At 64.2% G+C, this 18,039-nt stretch carries 18 protein-coding genes and 2 pseudogenes; 12 read left to right on the top strand and 8 right to left on the bottom strand.

Annotated elements, in window-relative coordinates:
- Positions 1 to 68: 68 nt before the first annotated feature.
- The 5 genes from KSS90_RS20030 to KSS90_RS20010 all read right to left on the bottom strand — a co-directional run bounded on the left by KSS90_RS20030 (position 69) and on the right by KSS90_RS20010 (position 4,356).
- Complete coding sequence (locus tag KSS90_RS20030; protein ID WP_217866972.1) at positions 69 to 2,504, bottom strand: penicillin acylase family protein; 2,436 nt, start codon at positions 2,502 to 2,504, stop codon at positions 69 to 71.
- A 192-nt stretch (positions 2,505 to 2,696) separates the two neighbouring features.
- A complete protein-coding gene (locus KSS90_RS20025; protein ID WP_029613223.1) occupies positions 2,697 to 2,894 on the bottom strand; it encodes an SEC-C metal-binding domain-containing protein in 198 nt (65 codons plus the stop codon).
- A 7-nt stretch (positions 2,895 to 2,901) separates the two neighbouring features.
- Complete coding sequence (locus KSS90_RS20020; RefSeq protein WP_217866971.1) at positions 2,902 to 3,378, bottom strand: LEA/WHy family protein; 477 nt, start codon at positions 3,376 to 3,378, stop codon at positions 2,902 to 2,904.
- 2 nt (positions 3,379 to 3,380) lie between these two features.
- Positions 3,381 to 3,857, bottom strand: coding sequence for a YchJ family protein (locus KSS90_RS20015; protein WP_217866970.1), 477 nt, complete (start codon positions 3,855 to 3,857; stop codon positions 3,381 to 3,383).
- A gap of 4 nt (positions 3,858 to 3,861) precedes the next feature.
- Positions 3,862 to 4,356: a DUF6231 family protein gene (locus KSS90_RS20010; protein WP_217866969.1), complete on the bottom strand. Its 495-nt coding sequence runs from the start codon at positions 4,354 to 4,356 to the stop codon at positions 3,862 to 3,864.
- A gap of 160 nt (positions 4,357 to 4,516) precedes the next feature.
- Here KSS90_RS20010 and KSS90_RS20005 point away from each other — a divergent pair, with 160 nt between their 5' ends.
- The 9 genes and pseudogenes from KSS90_RS20005 to KSS90_RS19970 all read left to right on the top strand — a co-directional run bounded on the left by KSS90_RS20005 (position 4,517) and on the right by KSS90_RS19970 (position 9,607).
- Positions 4,517 to 5,209: a PA1041 family peptidoglycan-binding anchor lipoprotein gene (locus tag KSS90_RS20005; RefSeq protein WP_217866968.1), complete on the top strand. Its 693-nt coding sequence runs from the start codon at positions 4,517 to 4,519 to the stop codon at positions 5,207 to 5,209.
- Positions 5,210 to 5,298: 89 nt separating this feature from the next.
- Positions 5,299 to 6,018, top strand: coding sequence for a PA1041 family peptidoglycan-binding anchor lipoprotein (locus KSS90_RS20000; RefSeq protein WP_217866967.1), 720 nt, complete (start codon positions 5,299 to 5,301; stop codon positions 6,016 to 6,018).
- A gap of 100 nt (positions 6,019 to 6,118) precedes the next feature.
- On the top strand, positions 6,119 to 6,394 hold the full coding sequence (locus tag KSS90_RS19995) for a DUF1145 domain-containing protein (protein WP_217866966.1): 276 nt from the start codon (positions 6,119 to 6,121) through the stop codon (positions 6,392 to 6,394).
- Positions 6,387 to 7,145, top strand: coding sequence for a collagen-like protein (locus KSS90_RS19990; protein ID WP_217866965.1), 759 nt, complete (start codon positions 6,387 to 6,389; stop codon positions 7,143 to 7,145). The genes KSS90_RS19995 and KSS90_RS19990 overlap by 8 nt, the downstream gene beginning before the upstream one ends.
- A 220-nt stretch (positions 7,146 to 7,365) precedes the next feature.
- Entirely contained in the window at positions 7,366 to 8,088 is a 723-nt protein-coding gene (gene bamJ / locus KSS90_RS19985; RefSeq protein ID WP_217866964.1) for a BamJ family beta-barrel-assembly machinery protein, read from the top strand.
- A 278-nt stretch (positions 8,089 to 8,366) separates the two neighbouring features.
- Positions 8,367 to 8,807 (top strand): YkvA family protein, encoded by a 441-nt coding sequence (locus KSS90_RS19980; RefSeq protein ID WP_217866963.1) that lies wholly within the window; start codon positions 8,367 to 8,369, stop codon positions 8,805 to 8,807.
- A 90-nt stretch (positions 8,808 to 8,897) separates the two neighbouring features.
- Positions 8,898 to 9,006, top strand: a pseudogene (locus KSS90_RS25965) (transcriptional regulator); the annotation flags it as partial.
- Between the two features lie 65 nt (positions 9,007 to 9,071).
- Positions 9,072 to 9,242, top strand: a pseudogene (locus KSS90_RS25960) (helix-turn-helix domain-containing protein); the annotation flags it as partial.
- Positions 9,239 to 9,607, top strand: coding sequence for a hypothetical protein (locus KSS90_RS19970; protein WP_023629774.1), 369 nt, complete (start codon positions 9,239 to 9,241; stop codon positions 9,605 to 9,607). The pseudogene KSS90_RS25960 and the gene KSS90_RS19970, both read left to right, overlap by 4 nt.
- 71 nt (positions 9,608 to 9,678) lie before the next feature.
- On the opposite strand, the gene KSS90_RS19965 is transcribed toward KSS90_RS19970, so the two are convergent.
- Positions 9,679 to 11,436 carry a bifunctional diguanylate cyclase/phosphodiesterase gene (locus KSS90_RS19965; protein WP_217866961.1) on the bottom strand — a complete coding sequence of 586 codons (1,758 nt, stop codon included), beginning with the start codon at positions 11,434 to 11,436 and terminating at the stop codon, positions 9,679 to 9,681.
- A gap of 108 nt (positions 11,437 to 11,544) precedes the next feature.
- Entirely contained in the window at positions 11,545 to 13,626 is a 2,082-nt protein-coding gene (locus KSS90_RS19960) for a carboxy terminal-processing peptidase (protein WP_172670906.1), read from the bottom strand.
- A 144-nt stretch (positions 13,627 to 13,770) separates the two neighbouring features.
- Between KSS90_RS19960 and KSS90_RS19955 the strand changes: the two genes are divergently transcribed.
- On the top strand, positions 13,771 to 14,733 hold the full coding sequence (locus KSS90_RS19955; RefSeq protein ID WP_217866960.1) for an NAD(P)H-quinone oxidoreductase: 963 nt from the start codon (positions 13,771 to 13,773) through the stop codon (positions 14,731 to 14,733).
- A gap of 48 nt (positions 14,734 to 14,781) precedes the next feature.
- Here the strand turns inward: KSS90_RS19955 and nadB are convergent, their stop codons facing one another.
- Entirely contained in the window at positions 14,782 to 16,395 is a 1,614-nt protein-coding gene (nadB, locus tag KSS90_RS19950; protein WP_217866959.1) for an L-aspartate oxidase, read from the bottom strand.
- Between the two features lie 436 nt (positions 16,396 to 16,831).
- On the opposite strand from nadB, the gene rpoE reads away from it, so the two are divergent.
- Positions 16,832 to 17,413 (top strand): RNA polymerase sigma factor RpoE/AlgU, encoded by a 582-nt coding sequence (gene rpoE / locus KSS90_RS19945; protein WP_010220971.1) that lies wholly within the window; start codon positions 16,832 to 16,834, stop codon positions 17,411 to 17,413.
- 31 nt (positions 17,414 to 17,444) lie between these two features.
- A complete protein-coding gene (locus tag KSS90_RS19940) occupies positions 17,445 to 18,035 on the top strand; it encodes a sigma-E factor negative regulatory protein (RefSeq protein WP_217866958.1) in 591 nt (196 codons plus the stop codon).
- Positions 18,036 to 18,039: the final 4 nt, after the last annotated feature.

Raw genomic sequence — 18,039 nt, 5'->3', positions numbered from 1 at the left:
TGGGGCAGTGACCATGAGATCGAGCACCGCGCGCGGCGCTCGATTTTCCTGGTGCTGGTCTCTGAGACCTACTTGCCAGGCACCAGCGTCAACCGCTGGCTGCCGTAGGCCCGGGCAAAATTCTGCGGTTGCAGCGGCAGGCTGGTGAAGCGGCCCTTGAACCAGGCATCGAGCCCATCGTTGTAATGGCGGCTGGCCGGATTGCCGGACTGGCCGTTGCTGGTCAGCACCTGCAGCGGTTCGGTCTGACCAAAATCGACGATCATCCGCGCCGAGGCCGGCAGTTGGGTGTCGAAGCTGCTCCCCCAGGCATAAGGCGTCAGGGCCAGGGTGCTGAAGTCGCCACCTGCCGCCAGGGGCGCGCGCTCGAGCTTGTCGCCCAGGCCGTGATATGCCGGTGCCGGCCAGCGGTACTGATGCAGCTTGCCCCATTGCCAGGCGCGGCGGTCGGCGCCGAGCTGGGCGGTGCCAGCGTCTACCGCAGCCGCCAGGCTGCGGGCGAGTATGGTCGGTTTGTCTTCCTTTTGCGGCGTGCCGCGATCATCCCAGAACGGGCTGTCCTCGCGCCCCAGCAGGTGGTCGGCCTGGGCGGAGTAGGAAAGCTTGGCATTGCCGATGAATGCTTGCCAGGCCGGGCTGGACTCCGGGCCCAGTTCGTCGAGGAAGGTCTGGCGAGTGACCGCCTGGAGGAACAGTTCGTAAAGGGCGGCATCGGCCGATACCGGGCTCAGCCGGCCATCGAAGGCCTTGAGTCGGGCCAGGGCATCGCGAGCCTTGTCGCGCTGGGCGCCAGGCAGGGCGTCGATGGCCTGCTTGAGCGGCTGGGCCATCCCGGGGGCGTCGAACATCTGCTTGAGCTTGTCGGCCAGCAGTGTCACCTGATCGTTCTGTAGGGCCATCAGGCTGCGGCTGTCGTGACGACCGTTGCCGGCCAGCTGGGCCAGGCGTTCGGCGCGCTCGGGGTAGTACCAACTGCTCGACAGCTGCATGCCATAGCCCTTGGGTAGGCTGCGCTGGTTGGCGTGGCCGATGAAGCCGGCGGGTGGATCTTGATCGTAGGGGTGGAGCATCGCATCGGCGTAGCCATCCCAGTCATAGCGCCCGTCCCAGCCTGGCGAGGGCAACAGGCCCTGGCCTTCGCGGCGGTTCGGATAGCGTCCGCTGACCTGCCAACCGATATGCTGGGGCTCGGCGAACACGAAGTTCAGCGCTGCCGCACCGACCTCGCGGGTGCTGTCGAAGGCACGTTCGATGTTCTGCGCGCGGGTCAGGTCGAACAGCGCATCGAGGCTGCGATCGTCTTTGAGCTGTGGTAGATGCAGGGCCAGGGCCAGGCTGCCATGCCCCGGCAACAGGGTGCCGTGGCGGGTGTCGTACATCACCTCGCGTTGGGGGCGCTGGCCGCGAACGAAGAAGGTCTCGTTGCGGGCACGCGCCGGTTGCCACTTGCCGTCGGCGAGGTAGGTCAGCTGGGTGCCCTGGCGGCGCACCTGCTCGAGGAACAGGTCCTGGTTGTCGGCCATCACCGCGCTGCTGCTCCAGGCCAGCTTGCCGTTGTAACCGGCCAGCACGATCGGCAGCCCCGGCAGCGACAGGCCGGCGACCTGATACTTGCCGGTATGGATCTGCACCGGGCTCAGGGCCCAGGCAGCGCGGCTGTCGCTGGCCAACAGGCTCTTGCCGCTACGGCTGCGCTGGGGCGACAGGGCCAGGTTGCTCGAGCCGGGGGCGCCCAGCAGGCCGAGGTCGGCCAATTGCTGGCCAGTGGCGGCGAGCGCGCCCAGGCCCGGCAGTTGGCTGGCCAGGTTCAGGCCCTTGAGTTTGTCGACTTCGCTTTCGGCCAGGGGCTCGTCCGGAGCGCCGGGCAGCAGCCAGGCCAGCTTGTCGGCACCGACCTTCTGCGCCAGGGTCAATGCCGACAGTTCCTCCTGCAGGTTCACCGACTGGCTGAAAGCGTAGAGGCTGAAGATCAGCGCCGAATCCTCGGGTTTCCAGTATTCCGGGCGATAACCGCTGCGAGCGAGTTCGCCCGGCAACTTGTCGCGATAGCGGAACAGGTAGGCGTTGACCCCGCGGGCATAGACTTCGAAGAAGCGCTTCAGGCGCGGCGAGGCATCGGCATACAGCTGGCCGGCACCCTGCTTGAGGTTGGCCGCGCGCATCAGCCGGTCGATCTCCAGAGCGTCGGCTCCCGCCAGCTCGGCCAGGCGCCCCTGGGCCAGCAGGCGCATGGCGACCATCTGCTCGATGCGATCCCCGGCATGCAGGTAGCCCAGGCTGAACAGCGCATCATGGAAGTTGCTGCTTTCGATCAGCGGCGCGCCCATGGCGTTACGCCGTACCGAGACGTTCTGCGCCAGGCCCTTGAGCGGTTGCACGCCGCTGTTGGGCAGGACGCTGTCCTGGTAGCCACCCATCTGGCAGCCGCCGAGCGCGAGCAGGCCAAGCAACGCGGCAGCACTGCCGAGGCGGAGAGGAAAGGGTGGAAGGACGGGGGCGGCCATGGCTGGATTCCTGCAAGGCGTGGCGGGGTTCTGAAAGGCGCTAAGGTAGTGAGCGCGCAGTCGCCGTGCAAGGTGCCGGGGAGCTTTATTTACCAGTGGTCATACTGGAACGGGTTGATCATGGGCCAAGCCCGTTCCCGCGACGATTTGCCTGGGAGTGGGCTTGGCCCTGAACACGTGCGCTGACGTTGATCAGGCGCCGTGGCACTTCTTGAATTTCTTCTCGCTGCCGCACGGGCAAGGGTCGTTGCGGCCGACGTCCTTCAGGGCGTTGCGCACCGGCTCCTGGTGGCCGTGGTTGCAGTGTGGGCCGTGTACATGGCCGTGGTCGTGGTGATGGTCGTGGCCGTGATCGCAGTCGGGGCCATGAACATGGGGTTGTTGGGTCATTGCAGGGTTACTCCGGATTAAGATCGCCGGGGATTATCTCACCCCTTTGCCGCAAGTGCAGGTTCCGATGCACGATCAACCCGGTGGCCAGCTCGCCGCGCAGTTGATACTGCACGGGTTGCCCGCTCTTGAGCAGCTTCGCCAGCGGCTTCAGATGCTGCCAGAGATTGGTCCGCACGGTGATCTTGAAGGTGCGACGGGCATGGCCGCCAACGCTGCGCCAGAGGCTCGCCTCGTCATCTGCCAGCAAGAGGTCGCCGAGGCGTACCGAGTAGGCCAGGTGGCGGATGAACAGGCGGCTGTCGTTGGGGTTGTCGACCCGCAGGTGCAGAATGAACTCCTGCTGGTGCAGGCGCACCTTCACCGGTTCCACTTCGAGCAGGTGCAACTGTGGTTCGCGCCAGGTATCACCGCCCCAGCTGGCGCAGCCCGCCAACCAGCCCAACAGCAGGCTGAGCGTGAGCAGGCGGGCCAGGGTGCGCATGCTCAACTACCGAGGTAACTGGCGCAGCACTTCTTGAACTTCTGCCCGCTGGCGCAGGGGCAGGGGTCGTTGCGTCCGGCCTTGAGGGGTGCGGTCGGGTCGATGAAATACCAGCGTCCGGCGTGCTGGACGAATGCCGAGCGCTCGCGGTGCTGGTGATCGCCCTCGAGGTCGTGCCAGCGCGCGGTGAACGTGACGAAGGCATGTTCGGGCTGTCCGCCCAGCACCTCGGCGGCCTCCACCTCCAGGCCCAGCCAGGTGCTCTGCGCGCTCCAGGCCGCCATGGCGGCGCGGTCCAGGCCTGGCTGCTGGGCCGGCAGGGTGGTAGCCACCAGGTAATCCACCAGGCCCAGCACATAGGCGCTGTAGCGTGAACGCATCAGCGTCTGGGCATCCGGCGCTGGTGTTCCACTGTGATAGTGCCCGCAGCAGGTATCGAGCAGGTTGCCACTGCCGCAGGGGCAGATTGAGACACTCATTCGGTCACCACCAGTACTTGCCGAAGTTTTCGGGGTTGGCCCAGAACCTGGCGTTGAGCCAATCCGGGACTTGTTTGTAGTCATGCAGATCATAAGTGAACAGGCTCAATACCTGTTCATCGCGCTGGAACTGCTCGCTGGCCGAGAGCGCCAGCGAGTAGAAATCGGTGGCCTGCCAGCCGCAGGCGGCCAGGTCGGCCAGCACCGCGACGCGGCTGGCGTTGAGGTTGCGAATGCCGCCCAGCAGCTCCAGGCCGGTGCGCTTGGGCAGATGTTCCAGGCAATCGACCAGTACCGCCAGGTCGAAGCGCCGAGCGGCCTGCTCGGCGGGCAGCGGGCCGGGTGCGGCGACTTCGATGTGGGTATCGGGATGGGCGGCGGCGAATGCTTCCAGGGCTGGGAAGCGACTGCCAACCAGCAGCAAGTGGCGCGGGGTGCAGCGTTCCAGCAGGGCGGCCAGGGCCTGCTGGGGCGTGCGTTGGGAGAAAGCGTCGGTCATTGCCATTCCTCGTTCAGGTCGCTCAAGACTAACGGTCCCAGGCCGGCGGGCAAAGAGGCGCGCCGCTGCGTCTTGGCTTATTGCTGGCAGAGCGGGAAGCGCCGGTCTTTACTCCCAGAGCATCGGTTTTCTACCGATTCCCCCTAGGAGAAGCAACAAAATGAGCATAGTACGCACAGCGATACCCCTGGTTCTGCTCACCAGTGTGTTGACTGGTTGTGCAGGTTTGCAGAAAACCGACTGGCCGAAGTGTGCTGCCGTCGGGGGCGTGGGCGGCGCGGCCCTGGGTGCGATCGAGAGCTCCAGCTGGGCTGGCTGGGGCGCCTTGCTCGGTGGCAGCTTGGCGGCGGGTTATTGCTGGGCCCATGGTGACGGTGACGAAGACGGCGATGGCGTGCCGGACAGCCGCGACAAGTGCCCGGGCACCCCGCGCGGCGTTCAGGTCGACGCCAACGGCTGCCCGCCGGAGCCGGCGCCGGTGGTCGAGGAAGTCGTGGTACAGAAGGAAGAAGTCATCGTCATCCGTGACGTGCATTTCGAGTTTGACTCGGCACGCCTGACGGCCACCGACAAAGAGCGCCTGAACACCATCGCCACGCGCCTCAAGCAGGAAGCCCCGAGCGCGCGCCTGAGCGTTTCCGGTCACACCGACAGCGTTGGCTCCGACAGCTACAACCAGAAGCTCTCCGAGCGCCGCGCCCAGTCGGTGACCAACTACCTGGTCGAAAGCGGTGTGCCGCGTGCCAGCTTCGTCTCGGTGGTAGGGGCGGGCGAAACGCAGCCGGTGGCCGACAACGCCACCGCCGACGGGCGTGCCATGAACCGTCGAACCGAGATCAAGATCCAGCGTTGACGGCGATGTGCCCGCGCCTTGAGAAGTGGCGTGGGCACGTCTTTACTCCTGTGTGACCGGTAGCGGCCGGTGACACAGGAGCATTCACCATGCGTGTTTTGTCGAAAGCGGCACTGCCGTTGGTGGTGGCCACGAGCCTGCTGGCAGGCTGCGCCACCCACAGCGATGGCAGCGCGCCTCTCAATCAAAGGACCTGGCCCATCTGCAGCCTGCTTGGCGGACTGGTCGGCGGCGGCCTGGGCGCCATCGAGAGTTCCAGCTGGGCGGCTGGGGCCGGCGTTGCCGGCGCTATCGCCGGTGGCCTGATCTGTTATGCCCAGGATGGCGACGAGGATGGCGATGGCGTATTCGACCGCCGCGACCGTTGCCCGGATACCCCGGCCGGTACCCAGGTCAACCATATGGGTTGCCCGTTGCCGCAATATCCAGCCACCGCACCGCAGCCAGAGCCTGCGGCGACCCCAGAGGTGATCACGCTGGATGATCAGGGCCAGGTGCTGTTCGCCTTCGACTCCGCCGAACTCACCCAAGGTACACAGCAGCGCCTGCAGGGCTTGCTGCCCAAGCTCAACGACCCCAGTGTGGCCAGTGTCAAGGTGATCGGTTTCACTGACAGCGTGGGCTCCGACAGTTACAACCAGCGCTTGTCCGAGCGCCGTGCCAGCGGTGTTGCCGAGTACCTGATCAGCCAGGGCCTGGCACCGAACAAGGTGACCAGTCAGGGCCGTGGCGAGACTGAGCCGGTGGCCGACAACGACACCGACGAAGGTCGCTCGCGCAACCGACGGGTGGAACTGCACCTGAACTGACCCCTCTGGCGCATGCCCCGGCAGTAGGGTTACTGTTGCCGGCGCGGTCCGCTCGAACGGCCCGCGCGCCGGCATAACAATAAATCATGGGGGGCGGGGTATGAAGTTCATCCTGGGCCTGGGCAAGGCTCTGACGGTGGCGTTCTGGGGCGTGGTGCTGTTCAACCTGTTCATGCCGCAGCCGTTGCCGCTCAATCTGCTGATCAGTGCCGCGGGTATCATCCTGCTGTCACTGCATGTGCTCGAGGTGCTGTTCTTCAACGGCAGCCTGCGAGGGCGTAGTCACCGCTGGTTCGACCGCCTGCAGATCCTGTTGACCGGCATCTTCCATGTCATGTCCATCCCCCGGTCGCAGGAGGCGCCGAGCCATGCGTAAACTGATGTTGCTGGCCGCACTGGCCACACCCTTGGCTCAGGCCGACAGCCTTGAGGTCACCGCCCATTCGATGCTGCGTTTGCCGAACAAGGCGGCTAGCGTGCATCTGGAGCAGCTGCGGATAGCCGATTCGGCGACCTTGTTGCTACCAGCCACCCTTACCGAGCTGAAAATCGACCGTCTTGAGTTGGGGCGCGATGCGCGCATCGCCATCGCGCCGGCCGAGGGCGATCTGCGCATCGAAGCCTCGAGTGCCTTTTTGGGCGAGGGTAGCGAGTTCAGCGCGCCTGGGGCACCAGGCACTTACGAGCGCTCCGCGCGGCCAGGGCGCAATCTGGACTTGCGGTTGCAGGCGCTGGAGGCTGATCGGCTGGCGATCGACGCTCGCGGCGGGGCTGGGGCGCCAGGGTACACCGGGCTCGACGGCGCCAATGGCAAACCGGGCGGCTGCACCTGGGGGCAGGCCAGCCGTGGGGCCAACGGCGACGATGGCGGCAACGGGCACGATGGCGCGCCCGGGGGGCGGATTCGCCTGACGTTGCCGGCGGGGTTCGCGCAGGAGCGGATTGTAGTTCGGCTTGACGGCGGTGCGCCGGGTAAGGCGGGAGCTGCCGGAAAGGCTGGGGTAGGTGGGGCCAGCAAGGGATGTCTGGTTTATCGGACTGACGCGGGAGGCAATGGGCGGCCTGGACAGGCCGGGCAGCCTGGGCTGGCAGGGGCTTCGGGGGAGCTGATTCTTCAGCGGCTTTGAGCGTGCTGGGCGCACCCAACCCATCTTCGAAAAACCACCCTACCTTCGAAAAATATCGCCAATACTGGCCAAAGGCTGCCTCCGCGAGCATGAACAACCTTTCACCCAGGAACTTCCAGCCCTCGACCCGCTCTTATGCCGGTAGCCATTGGTCGCAGCCGCCTGCTAAGCTCGCGGCTTTACCCTGATTGCCCTCATGGCGCATGAACAAGGAAATTACATGAAACAGCATCGTTTGGCGGCCGCGGTTGCCCTGGTAGGTCTGGTCCTCGCCGGTTGCGACGCCCAGACCAGCAGCGTCGAGCTGAAGACCCCAGCACAGAAGGCCTCCTACGGTATCGGCCTGAACATGGGCAAGAGCCTGGCCCAGGAAGGCATGGACGACCTCGATTCGAAAGCCGTCGCCCAAGGCATCGAGGACGCTGTTGGCAAGAAGGAACAGCGCATCAAGGATGAAGAGCTGGTCGAAGCCTTCACCGCCTTGCAGAAGCGCGCCGAAGAGCGTCTGGCCAAGGCCAGCGAGGAAGCTGCCGCCGCCGGCAAGAAATTCCTCGAGGAAAACGGTAAGAAGCCTGGCGTGATCACCACCGCCTCCGGGCTGCAGTATGAAGTCGTCAAGAAAGCCGACGGCCCGCAGCCCAAGCCGACCGACGTGGTCACCGTCCACTACGAGGGCAAGCTGACCGACGGCAAGGTCTTCGACAGCTCCGTCGAGCGCGGCAGCCCGATCGATCTGCCGGTCAGCGGCGTGATCCCGGGCTGGGTCGAAGGCCTGCAACTGATGCACGTTGGCGAGAAGTACAAGCTGTACATCCCGGCTGAGCTGGCCTACGGCGCCCAGAGCCCGAGCCCGCTGATCCCGGCCAACTCGGTGCTGGTGTTCGACTTGGAACTGCTTGGTATCAAGGATCCGGCCAAGGTCGGTGAAGCCCCGGCCAAGTAACACCTGGCCTGTTGCATGAAGACGCCCCGTTTCGACGGGGCGTCGTCGTTTTTAGCCTGGCTTGACGCGAACCGTCGGTGTCGTTCACTGTCGCAAGCAGTATCCAGCAGACGCGCAAGCCGTGTCGCAAAACGTTTGCGTGGTTGAAACAGTTGTGTAAAAAACGCCCGATTCGTCCCAGGCCCTTACCCGACGGGCACCACGCGGCGCCAACGCCGCCCTGTTCACAAGGTTATCCACAATAAATGTGGATAACCTCCAGCTCCTCCGGAGGTCCCATGAGCGCACCTTGGAATTTCGCCCGTTTCCTGCCCCTGGCCGAACGCCTGCTCAGCCGTGGCAGGTTGCCGGCGCTGCTGTTCGCGGTGGCCCGCAAGGGGCCGAAACTGGGCCAGCTGCGCGAGGACTTGCGCCTGATGCAGGCACTGTGCCTGGCATGGTGGCGTGGCGAGTATCGCGCTGTCAGCCCCAAGGCGTTGGTGACCATCGTTGCCGGTTTGCTCTACTTCGTAAGCCCACTGGATGCAATCCCCGATTGGCTGTTAGGGGTCGGCCTGCTCGACGACATCGCCGTGTTGGGGTGGGTGCTCAAGACCGTGGCCGACGAGTTGAGTCGCTTCAAGTCCTGGCGTGACAGCCAGGCGCCGGAGCGGCTGCGGGTGGTTGAGCGTCTGCCGGACACACCCGAAGCCCTGCGCCTGGAGCGCCCCGGCAGCTGATTCCGCACAGACTCCTGAGGTTGGTAATATAATTGGCATAAGGGTTATGCCTACGGATTACATGCCGTGATCCAACGTCAAGGGGGTTGTATGGGTATTCAGGTCATCAGCCGGGACGGTCAGCCCGAGTACGCAGTGGTTCCCTGGGAGCAGTATCAGGCGTTGCTAGCGGCCGCAGGCCAGGCACCGGCCAGCGCACCCGCCACCGACAGCAATGTTGCCAGCACTCAACCAAGCGCCAGCCTGTCCTCACTGGATGAGCTGGCGTCCTTGCGTCAGGCCAAGGGGCTGGCGCCGGAGCAGCTGGCACGCAGTGTCGGAATCAGCCCGGCATACCTGGCCATGATCGAGTCTGGCGAGCGCCGCCCCGACGCGGCCATTCTGCGCAGCCTGGCGTGGCACCTGGGTGTGGCCGGCTGGAGCGAGCTGTCATGAGCCAGGTCAGGATCAGCCGTCAGCAATGGCAGGGCCTGCTGAGCGAGCTCGACCTGGCCCGCCGGCAACGCCATCTGCTGACCTACCGGGCACTGCTCGAGCGTTTGCAATTGCCCAGCCCGGCCATGCAGACCTTGACCGCGGCCCTTGAGTACCTGGCGGTGCTCGACGCCCGCGCCGAGCAGCCGCTGCGCAGTTCGCTGGTGATCAGCCAAGGCGCCAGCCGCCTGCCACGGACCGGGTTTTTCGAGTGCGTCGAGCGGCTGGGGCGGTTCTCCGGGCCGGTGGATGGCATGGAGGCAGCATCCTGGCATGCCTCGGAAGTGGTGCGGGTGTTCGAGTACCGCTACCCGGAAGAGGCTTGAAGTTGGGGCAATAGGCTTGTGGGGAGGCGCTCCGACTTGCCGGCGAAAGGACCGCAAAGCGGTCCATTGGGTTAACTCAGCGCAGTCGTATCTATCAGGCTCAGGCCAGATCCACCGCAATCCTTGGCTTGGCGCTTGGCCTGGGAGGCGAGTTCGGCCAGCTGGCCGGCATCCAGCCCGTCACTGCTACCGGGCTCCAGCCAGACCACGCCGATCGATAGTGACAGCAGGGCGAACGTCTCCCGTTGTCCTTGGCGGTTGTGGGCGAGGAAGCATCCTGCTTGCAGGTGTTCGCTGCGGTAGAAGCGCCGGCACTGTCGGGCGAAGGCCTCCAGCAGCAATTGCAGGCGTTCCCGCCAGTCCGCCGAGCCCAGTACCAGCATGAAATCATCTCCGCCGATATGGCCAACGAAATCCCGGTGAGGATCGACGCAGTCGCTCAAGCACTGGGCCAGGCACAGCAGCACCTCGTCGCCTCGGGCATAGCCATAGATGTCGTTGAATGGCTTGAAGTTGTCGATATCCACATAGCACACGGCAGCCTCGCGGCGTTGCAGCAGCAGGCGTGCCAGGCACTGCTGAATCGGTACGTTACCGGGCAGCAAGGTGAGTGGGTTCGCGTGCCGGGCCTGCTGGATCTTCTGCTCGGTGATCAGCTTGAGTACGTCGATCACCCGCCCCAATCCCAGGTAACGCCCGCTTTGGGTGATGATGAAGTCTTCCTCGATACGCTGGCGGGCTCGGCTGGTAAGTAGCCGGCTGACTTGTTGCAGCGACTGGCTGCGTTCGACGGCGAGGAAATCCTGGCTCATCAGCCGACTGATCGGCTTACGGGCGAACAGGTCGGTGCCAAACGGCTTCAGCAGGGCGTCGGCAAGTGAATGACGGTGAACGATGCCACAGGGTTTGCCACGCTCGTCCAGCACCGCGAGCGAATTGAGGTTGGCTTGGCGGCGAAACGCCTCGAGCACCTGTTGGGTCGCGGTGTCGCGCAGGACCGAGGGTTGCTGGATGAGCAAGGCGCTGAGATCGCCGCTATCCTCGCCCAGTGCCACTGCCGTATCTGGCGGCGCAGGCAACAGGCCGAGCTTGTCGCCTGGGGGAAACTCCTGGGGGCGTCCCAGCAGATAGCCCTGGACCAGATCAACGCCCATCTCGCCCAGAATGGCCAGCTCTTCGGCCAGTTCGATGCCTTCGGCGATCACCTGGGAACGAGAGGCGCGGGCGATCTGCAGGATCGAGCCGACGAACTCACGCTTGAGCGGGTCCTGGTGGATGCCATCGATGAAATGGCGGTCGATCTTCACATAGTCCGGGCGCAGTTCCGACCATAGGCGCAGGCTTGAGTAGCCGGCACCCAGGTCGTCCAGGGCGATTGAAAACCCCATGTCGCGATAGTGGTGCAGGGCGTTGTACAGCAGCTGGAAGTCTTCGGTGGGCGTCTGCTCGGTCAGTTCGATGACCACCCGACTGGGGGGCAGGCCGACCTGTTCGAGCATCTGCAGGGTGCGCCCGGAAGGGTAGTTTGGTTCCACCAGGGACTCGGGCGAGACGTTGAGAAACAGCTGGCCCGCAAGGTTCAGCTCGCTGAAGCGTCGGCAGGCGGTTTCCCGGCACAGCACTTCCAGTTCACCCAGGCGACCGGCCTGGCGGGCGATGGCGAACAGGTTCAGGGGCGAGTGCAAAGGGCTGTTGGAGGGGCCGCGGCTCAGGGCCTCATAGCCGAGGATGCGCCGTTCGGAGAGGCAGACGATGGGTTGGAACAGACAGTGGATGCTGCGTTGAGCCAGGATGGCACTCAAAGCGCTGAGCTGTTCGGTGACGGTCATGGACTGCTTCCTGAATTGAAAAGGGCCAAACGCTTGCACGTTCGGCCCTTCCATTTCACGACAGTCCAGTGACTGTTTGATGACAGCTCACATTATTTTGCCATCACCTCAGTGCTTGGCCACCGAGGTGCTGAGGCTCAGGTAGTCGAGCAAAATGCGGCCAGTCTCGGACAGGTAGGCATCGTCCTCGGGCTTGGTGTCGTCCGGCTCGGCGGGCAGGGCGTCCTCGTCCTCTTTCTTCAGTTCCTTCAGCGGCTCTTCGCCCTTGGCCTTGCGCCGGATGTTCTCCAGCGCCAGCTGCTTGGCTTCGATCTCGTCGTGGCGGGCGCGACGTTGCTGCTCGTTGAGGCTGACGGTCTTCTCGTTCATCAGCTTCTGGGTCAGCGCCAGGCGGTCGCGGATGTAGACGAACTCGGCATCCTTGTCGCTGCGCGCCTCATGCTGCGCCTTGAGCTGGGCCAGGAACGGCTTGAACGGATCGGAGGCAGGCTTGACCACGGGGCGGATGGTGTCCCACGGCATGGCCTCAGGCAGGGCGCTTTCGCCGATTTCCTTGGTGTCGATGATCGATGGGTAGGCGATGTCCGGCAGCACGCCCTGGTGCTGGGTGCTCTGCCCGGAGACCCGGTAGAACTTGGCCAGCGTCAGTTTGAGTTCGCCATGGTTGAGCGGCTGGATGGTCTGCACGGTGCCTTTGCCGAAGGTCTGGCCACCGATGATCAGCGCACGATGGTAGTCCTGCATGGCGCCGGCGAAAATCTCCGAGGCGGACGCCGACAGGCGGTTGACCAGCAGTGCCAGCGGGCCTTTGTAGAAGGCGCCGGGGTTCTCGTCCTCGAGCACGTCGACGCGTCCGTCGCTGTTGCGCACCAGCACGGTCGGGCCCTTCTCGATGAACAGGCTGGTCAGCTCGGTGGCTTCCTGCAGCGAGCCGCCACCGTTGTTGCGCAGGTCGATGACCACGCCGTCGACTTTCTCTTTCTGCAGTTCGGTGAGCAGCTTCTTCACGTCGCGGGTGGTGCTCTTGTAGTCCGGATCGCCGGCGCGGTAGGCCTTGAAGTCCAGGTAGAAGGCCGGGATCTCGATGATGCCGAGCTTGTAGTCGCGGCCATCCTGCTTGAGCTTGAGTACCGACTTCTTCGCCGCCTGCTCCTCGAGCTTGACCGCTTCGCGGGTGATCGAGACGATCTTGCTGGTCTGGTCGTTCGGCGCGTTGCTGGCCGGGATGACCTCCAGACGCACCACCGAGCCTTTCGGGCCGCGGATCAGCTTGACTACTTCGTCAAGACGCCAGCCGACCACGTCGACCATTTCCTTGTTGCCCTGGGCGACGCCGATAATCTTGTCGGCCGGCGCCACCTGCTTGGTCTTGGCGGCAGGGCCGGCCGGCACCAGGCGCACGATCTTGACCTGGTCGTTGTCGCTCTGCAGCACCGCGCCGATGCCTTCGAGCGACAGGCTCATGTTGATGTCGAAGTTCTCGGCGTTGTCCGGCGACAGGTAGTTGGTATGCGGGTCGTAGGACTGGGCGAAAGTATTGATGTAGGCCTGGAAGATGTCTTCCGCGCGGGTTTGATCCAGGCGCGCCAGCTGGTTCTTGTAGCGCTTGGTCAGGGTTTCCTGGATCTGCTTGGGATCCTTGCCGGCGATCTTCTGACGCAGCACTTCGTCCTTGACGCGCTTGCGCCACAGGTCGTCGAGTTCGGCCTGGTTCTTCATCCACGGGGCGTCTTTGCGGTCGACCAGCAGGTCTTCCTTAACCGTGAAGTCGATCTTGTCGGCACCCTTGGCCAGCTCCGCCAGGGCGAAGTCCAGGCGCGACTTCACGCGGTCCAGGTAGCGCTTGTAGATAGTGAAGCCCGGCTCGAGGTTGCCGCTTTTCAGGAAGTCGTCGAACTGGGTCTTCCATTTGTCGAATTCGGCGATGTCGGCGGCAGTGAAGTAGCTGCGCGAAGGGTCGAGCAGCTTGATATAGCTGTCATAGATGATGACCGAACGGGCGTCGTCCAGCGGCGGCTTGCTGTAGTGGTGGCGCTTGAGCAGCTCGACGATGTTGAGGCTGGCGACCACTTCGTCGCGGTCCGGCTGCAGGCTGTCCCACTTGTTGGCGGCGGCCGCATTGCCACCGAGCGTGAGGCTGCCCAGGCCGATCATGAGGGCGAGGGCGGTGCTGGGGAGGAAATGCTTCATGCTGATTCGACGTGGAGGCAATTGATCACGCATAGTAGGCCGTCTTATCCGTTCGCCGGTTCCATCGGAGCCGGACGCATACTGCAAAAAGCCTGGGACTTGGCGTGCCCAGGCTCGGTCATATGATTCAACTATGGAGGCACTGTGAAGGCATTGCAAGGCGTTGACGGACATGTGGCGTGGGTCGAGGCCGAGCGCCCGGCCTGCGATGCCGGGCAGGTACGTATCCGTGTGGCCGCCGCGGGCCTGAACCGCGCCGACCTGCTGCAGCGCGCGGGGCTGTACCCGCCGCCTCCTGGTGCCAGCCCTTATATGGGCCTGGAATGCGCCGGTATCGTCGAAGAAGTCGGGGCGGGTGCCGATTGGCGTGTGGGCGACCGCGTCTGTGCATTGCTCGCCGGTGGCGGCATGGCCGAGGAGGTTGTGGTCGATGCCCGTCATGTGCTGCCGGTGCCCGAAGGGCTGAGCCTGCACGAGGCCGCTGCGATTCCAGAGGTGTATGCCACGGCCTGGCTGAACATCTTCCAGCTGGGGGCATTGACGGCTGGCGAGAAGGTACTGGTGCATGCCGGAGCCAGTGGCGTGGGCTCTGCGGCCATCCAGCTGTGCAAGGCATTCGGCAACCCGGTGTGGGTCAGCGTCGGCTCGCCGGAGCGCCTGGCCTACTGTGAGTCGCTGGGGGCCGCAGGTGGCGTGGTGCGCAATGGCAACCTCGATGACCTCACGCAGCTCGGTCCATTCGATGTGATCCTGGACCCGGTGGGCGCCAGCTATGCGCCGCTCAATCTTCAACTGCTGGCCCGTGACGGGCGTTGGGTGATCATTGGCCTGATGGGCGGGCGCAAGGTCGAGCTGGACTTGGCGTTGGTGCTGGGCAAACGCCTGGAAATCACAGGCTCTACGCTGCGCAACCGTGATGACGGGTTCAAGGCCGAATTGTTGCGCGAATTGCGCCAGCAGGTGTGGCCGTTGTTCACCGAGGGGCGACTGTCGCCACAGCTGGTCGATACCTATCCGGTCGAATTTGCCGAAGCTGCGTATGCGGAGCTGGCAAGCAACCAGGTTTCCGGGAAGCTGGTGCTGGTGATCGATCCAGCACTGGTTTGATGGCGGTTCGTGGGAGCGGGCTAGCGCGCTCCCACCCCTGTCCAGGCCTTACTCATGGTTCGGTGGCACCAGAATCGTGTCCCTGGCCTCAGGCAGCATCCCCGGGTAATCCAGGGTGTAATGCAGGCCCCGGCTTTCCTTGCGTTGCATGGCCGAGCGGATCATCAGTTCGGCCACCTGCGCCAGATTGCGCAGCTCGATCAAGTCACGGCTGACCTTGTAGTTGCTGTAGAACTCGTCGATTTCGTCCAGCAGCATGCGCACCCGGTGCTCGGCCCGTTGCAGGCGCTTGCTGGTGCGCACGATGCCGACATAGTCCCACATGAAGCGCCGTAGTTCGTCCCAGTTGTGCGCGATGATCACGTCCTCGTCCGAATCGGTGACCTGGCTGGCATCCCAGCAGGGCAGGGCACGGGGCATGGCGACCTGGTCCAGGCGCGCCTCGATGTCGGCGGCGGCGGCGCGACCGTAGACGAAGCATTCGAGCAGCGAGTTGCTGGCCATGCGGTTGGCGCCATGCAGGCCGGTGAAACTGGTTTCGCCGATGGCGTACAACCCGGGCACATCGGTGTGGCCATGCTCGTCGATCATTACTCCGCCACAGGTGTAGTGGGCCGCAGGCACCACCGGGATCGGCTGGCGGGTGATATCGATGCCGAAGGTCAGGCAGCGTTCGTAAACGGTGGGGAAATGGCTCTTGATGAAGTCGGCCGGCTTGTGGCTGATGTCCAGATAGACGCAGTCGACCCCGAGGCGCTTCATTTCGTGGTCGATGGCGCGGGCGACGATATCCCGTGGCGCCAGCTCTTCACGTGGGTCGAAGCGCGGCATGAAACGCTCGCCGTTGGGCAGGCGCAGCAGCGCACCCTCGCCGCGCAGGGCCTCGGTGATCAAGAAACTCTTGGCCTGCGGATGGTACAGGCAGGTCGGGTGGAACTGGTTGAACTCAAGATTCGCCACCCGGCAGCCAGCGCGCCAGGCCATGGCGATGCCGTCGCCACAAGCACCGTCGGGATTGCTGGTATAGAGGTAGACCTTGGCCGCGCCGCCAGTGGCCAGCACGGTGAAACGGGCACCGAAGGTGTCCACCTCGCCGGTGTTGCGGTCTAGGACGTAGGCGCCAAGGCAGCGATCTCCGTCCTGGCCCAGGCGCCGCTCGGTGATCAGGTCGACGGCCACGCGCTGTTCCAGCAGCTGGATGTTCGGCCGCTTGCGCGCTTGCTCCAGCAAGGTGGTGAAGATCGCGGCGCCGGTGGCGTCGGCGGCATGGATGATGCGCCGGTGGCTATGGCCGCCTTCGCGGGTCAGGTGGAACTCGAAACCACCGTCGTCGACGCTGTAGTGCTCGTCGCGGGTAAAGGGCACGCCTTGCTCGATCAACCACTGGATGGCTTCGCGGCTGTGCTCGACGGTGAAGCGCACGGCATCTTCATGGCACAGGCCGCCACCGGCGTTGAGCGTGTCCTCGACATGCGACTGCACGGTATCGGTGTCATCGAGCACCGCGGCGACACCGCCCTGGGCCCAGAAGGTCGAACCGTTGGCCAGGTCACCCTTGCTCAGCACGGCGATGCGCAGGTGGCCGGGAAGGTTAAGTGCCAGGCTGAGACCGGCGGCACCGCTACCGATCACCAGGACATCATGTTGGAATTGTTGGCTCATGTCGGGACACTAGTAATCTTTGGAGGGGGCACGGCACAATAGTCGGGCGCCGATGGCATTGTGAAACTATCGTGAAACCGGGTCGGGTTGCCTTTATAGCAGCCCCAGGCGCCTGATTTCCAATGGCACTTGCGGGTGGCTGGCGATCTTTGTGGGAACTTTCCGATATCCCTGGAAATCCTATACAGGCTGCCCATACGCCACAGATTGCCGCGGCGACGCAAGGCATCGGCCCTATCCTGGGCTGGCACCTGCGTAACGAAACCTGATTATTGACGTAGCCGGCCGTGACCGCGCTGCGTCTTCCGTGCGAGTCGACCAAGGACCGCAGGAAACTTGCTTGGAGGGGAGAACTTTTGCGAAAAGCCCGAGTCTATGGTTGCAAGCCTGAACGATGGCTGTTGCAACGCTCCTTCGAGATCACTGAGGAGTGTTCATGCTAACCCAGGAAGAGGATCAGCAGCTTGTCGAGCGCGTGCAGCGTGGCGACAGGCGAGCGTTCGATCTGTTGGTGCTGAAGTATCAGCACAAGATTCTCGGGTTGATCGTGCGTTTCGTACACGACACCCATGAAGCGCAGGACGTGGCGCAGGAAGCCTTTATCAAGGCATACCGTGCGCTTGGGAATTTTCGCGGTGACAGCGCCTTCTACACCTGGCTGTACCGCATCGCCATCAACACGGCGAAGAACTACCTGGTATCCCGTGGAAGACGGCCGCCAGACAGCGATGTGAGCTCCGAGGATGCGGAGTTTTACGACGGCGATCATGGTCTCAAGGATCTCGAGTCCCCAGAGCGCGCGTTGTTGCGGGATGAAATCGAAGGCACTGTCCATCGAACCATCCAGCAACTGCCGGAAGATTTGCGCACGGCGCTGACCCTGCGCGAGTTCGATGGACTGAGTTACGAAGACATTGCCAGTGTCATGCAATGTCCGGTGGGTACCGTGCGCTCTCGGATTTTCCGCGCTCGGGAGGCCATAGACAAAGCCCTGCAACCGTTGTTGCAGGAAACCTGAGACAGCGGCGACAGCCAAGAGAGGAACCGCCATGAGTCGTGAAGCTTTGCAGGAATCGCTGTCCGCGGTGATGGATAACGAAGCGGACGAACTGGAACTGCGTCGCGTGCTGAACGCCGTTGACGATGCCGAAACCCGTGCCACCTGGTCGCGCTACCAGGTCGCCCGTGCAGCCATGCACAAGGAACTGCTGATGCCCAAACTGGACATCGCCTCGGCGGTTTCCGCGGCGCTGGCCGACGAGGCCGTGCCGGCCAAGGTCAAGCAGGGCCCGTGGCGCAGCATCGGCCGTCTGGCCGTGGCCGCTTCGGTGACCGTTGCCGTGCTGGCGGGTGTGCGCTTCTACAACCAGGACGAGATCACTGGCGCCCAACTGGCCGCCCAGCAGCCAGCCCAGCAAGGCCTGAGCATGCCGCAGGTGCAAGGCCCCGCCGTATTGGCAGGCTATAGTGAAGGCAACGAGCAACCGACCGGGCCGATGGCCAACGGTGTGCTGCAGAACCAGGCCGGCTGGGATCAACGCCTGCCAGGCTACCTGCGCCAGCACGCCCAGGAGTCCGCGCTGAAGGGCAACGAAACCGCGCTGCCTTATGCCCGCGCCGCCAGCCTGGAAAACCGCTAAGTAA

This window comes from Pseudomonas maumuensis (genome assembly GCF_019139675.1).
Taxonomy (GTDB): Bacteria; Pseudomonadota; Gammaproteobacteria; order Pseudomonadales; family Pseudomonadaceae; genus Aquipseudomonas; species Aquipseudomonas maumuensis.
The sequence above is the reverse complement of the archived record's forward strand: the minus strand, read 5'-3'. Positions and strand labels throughout refer to the sequence as shown.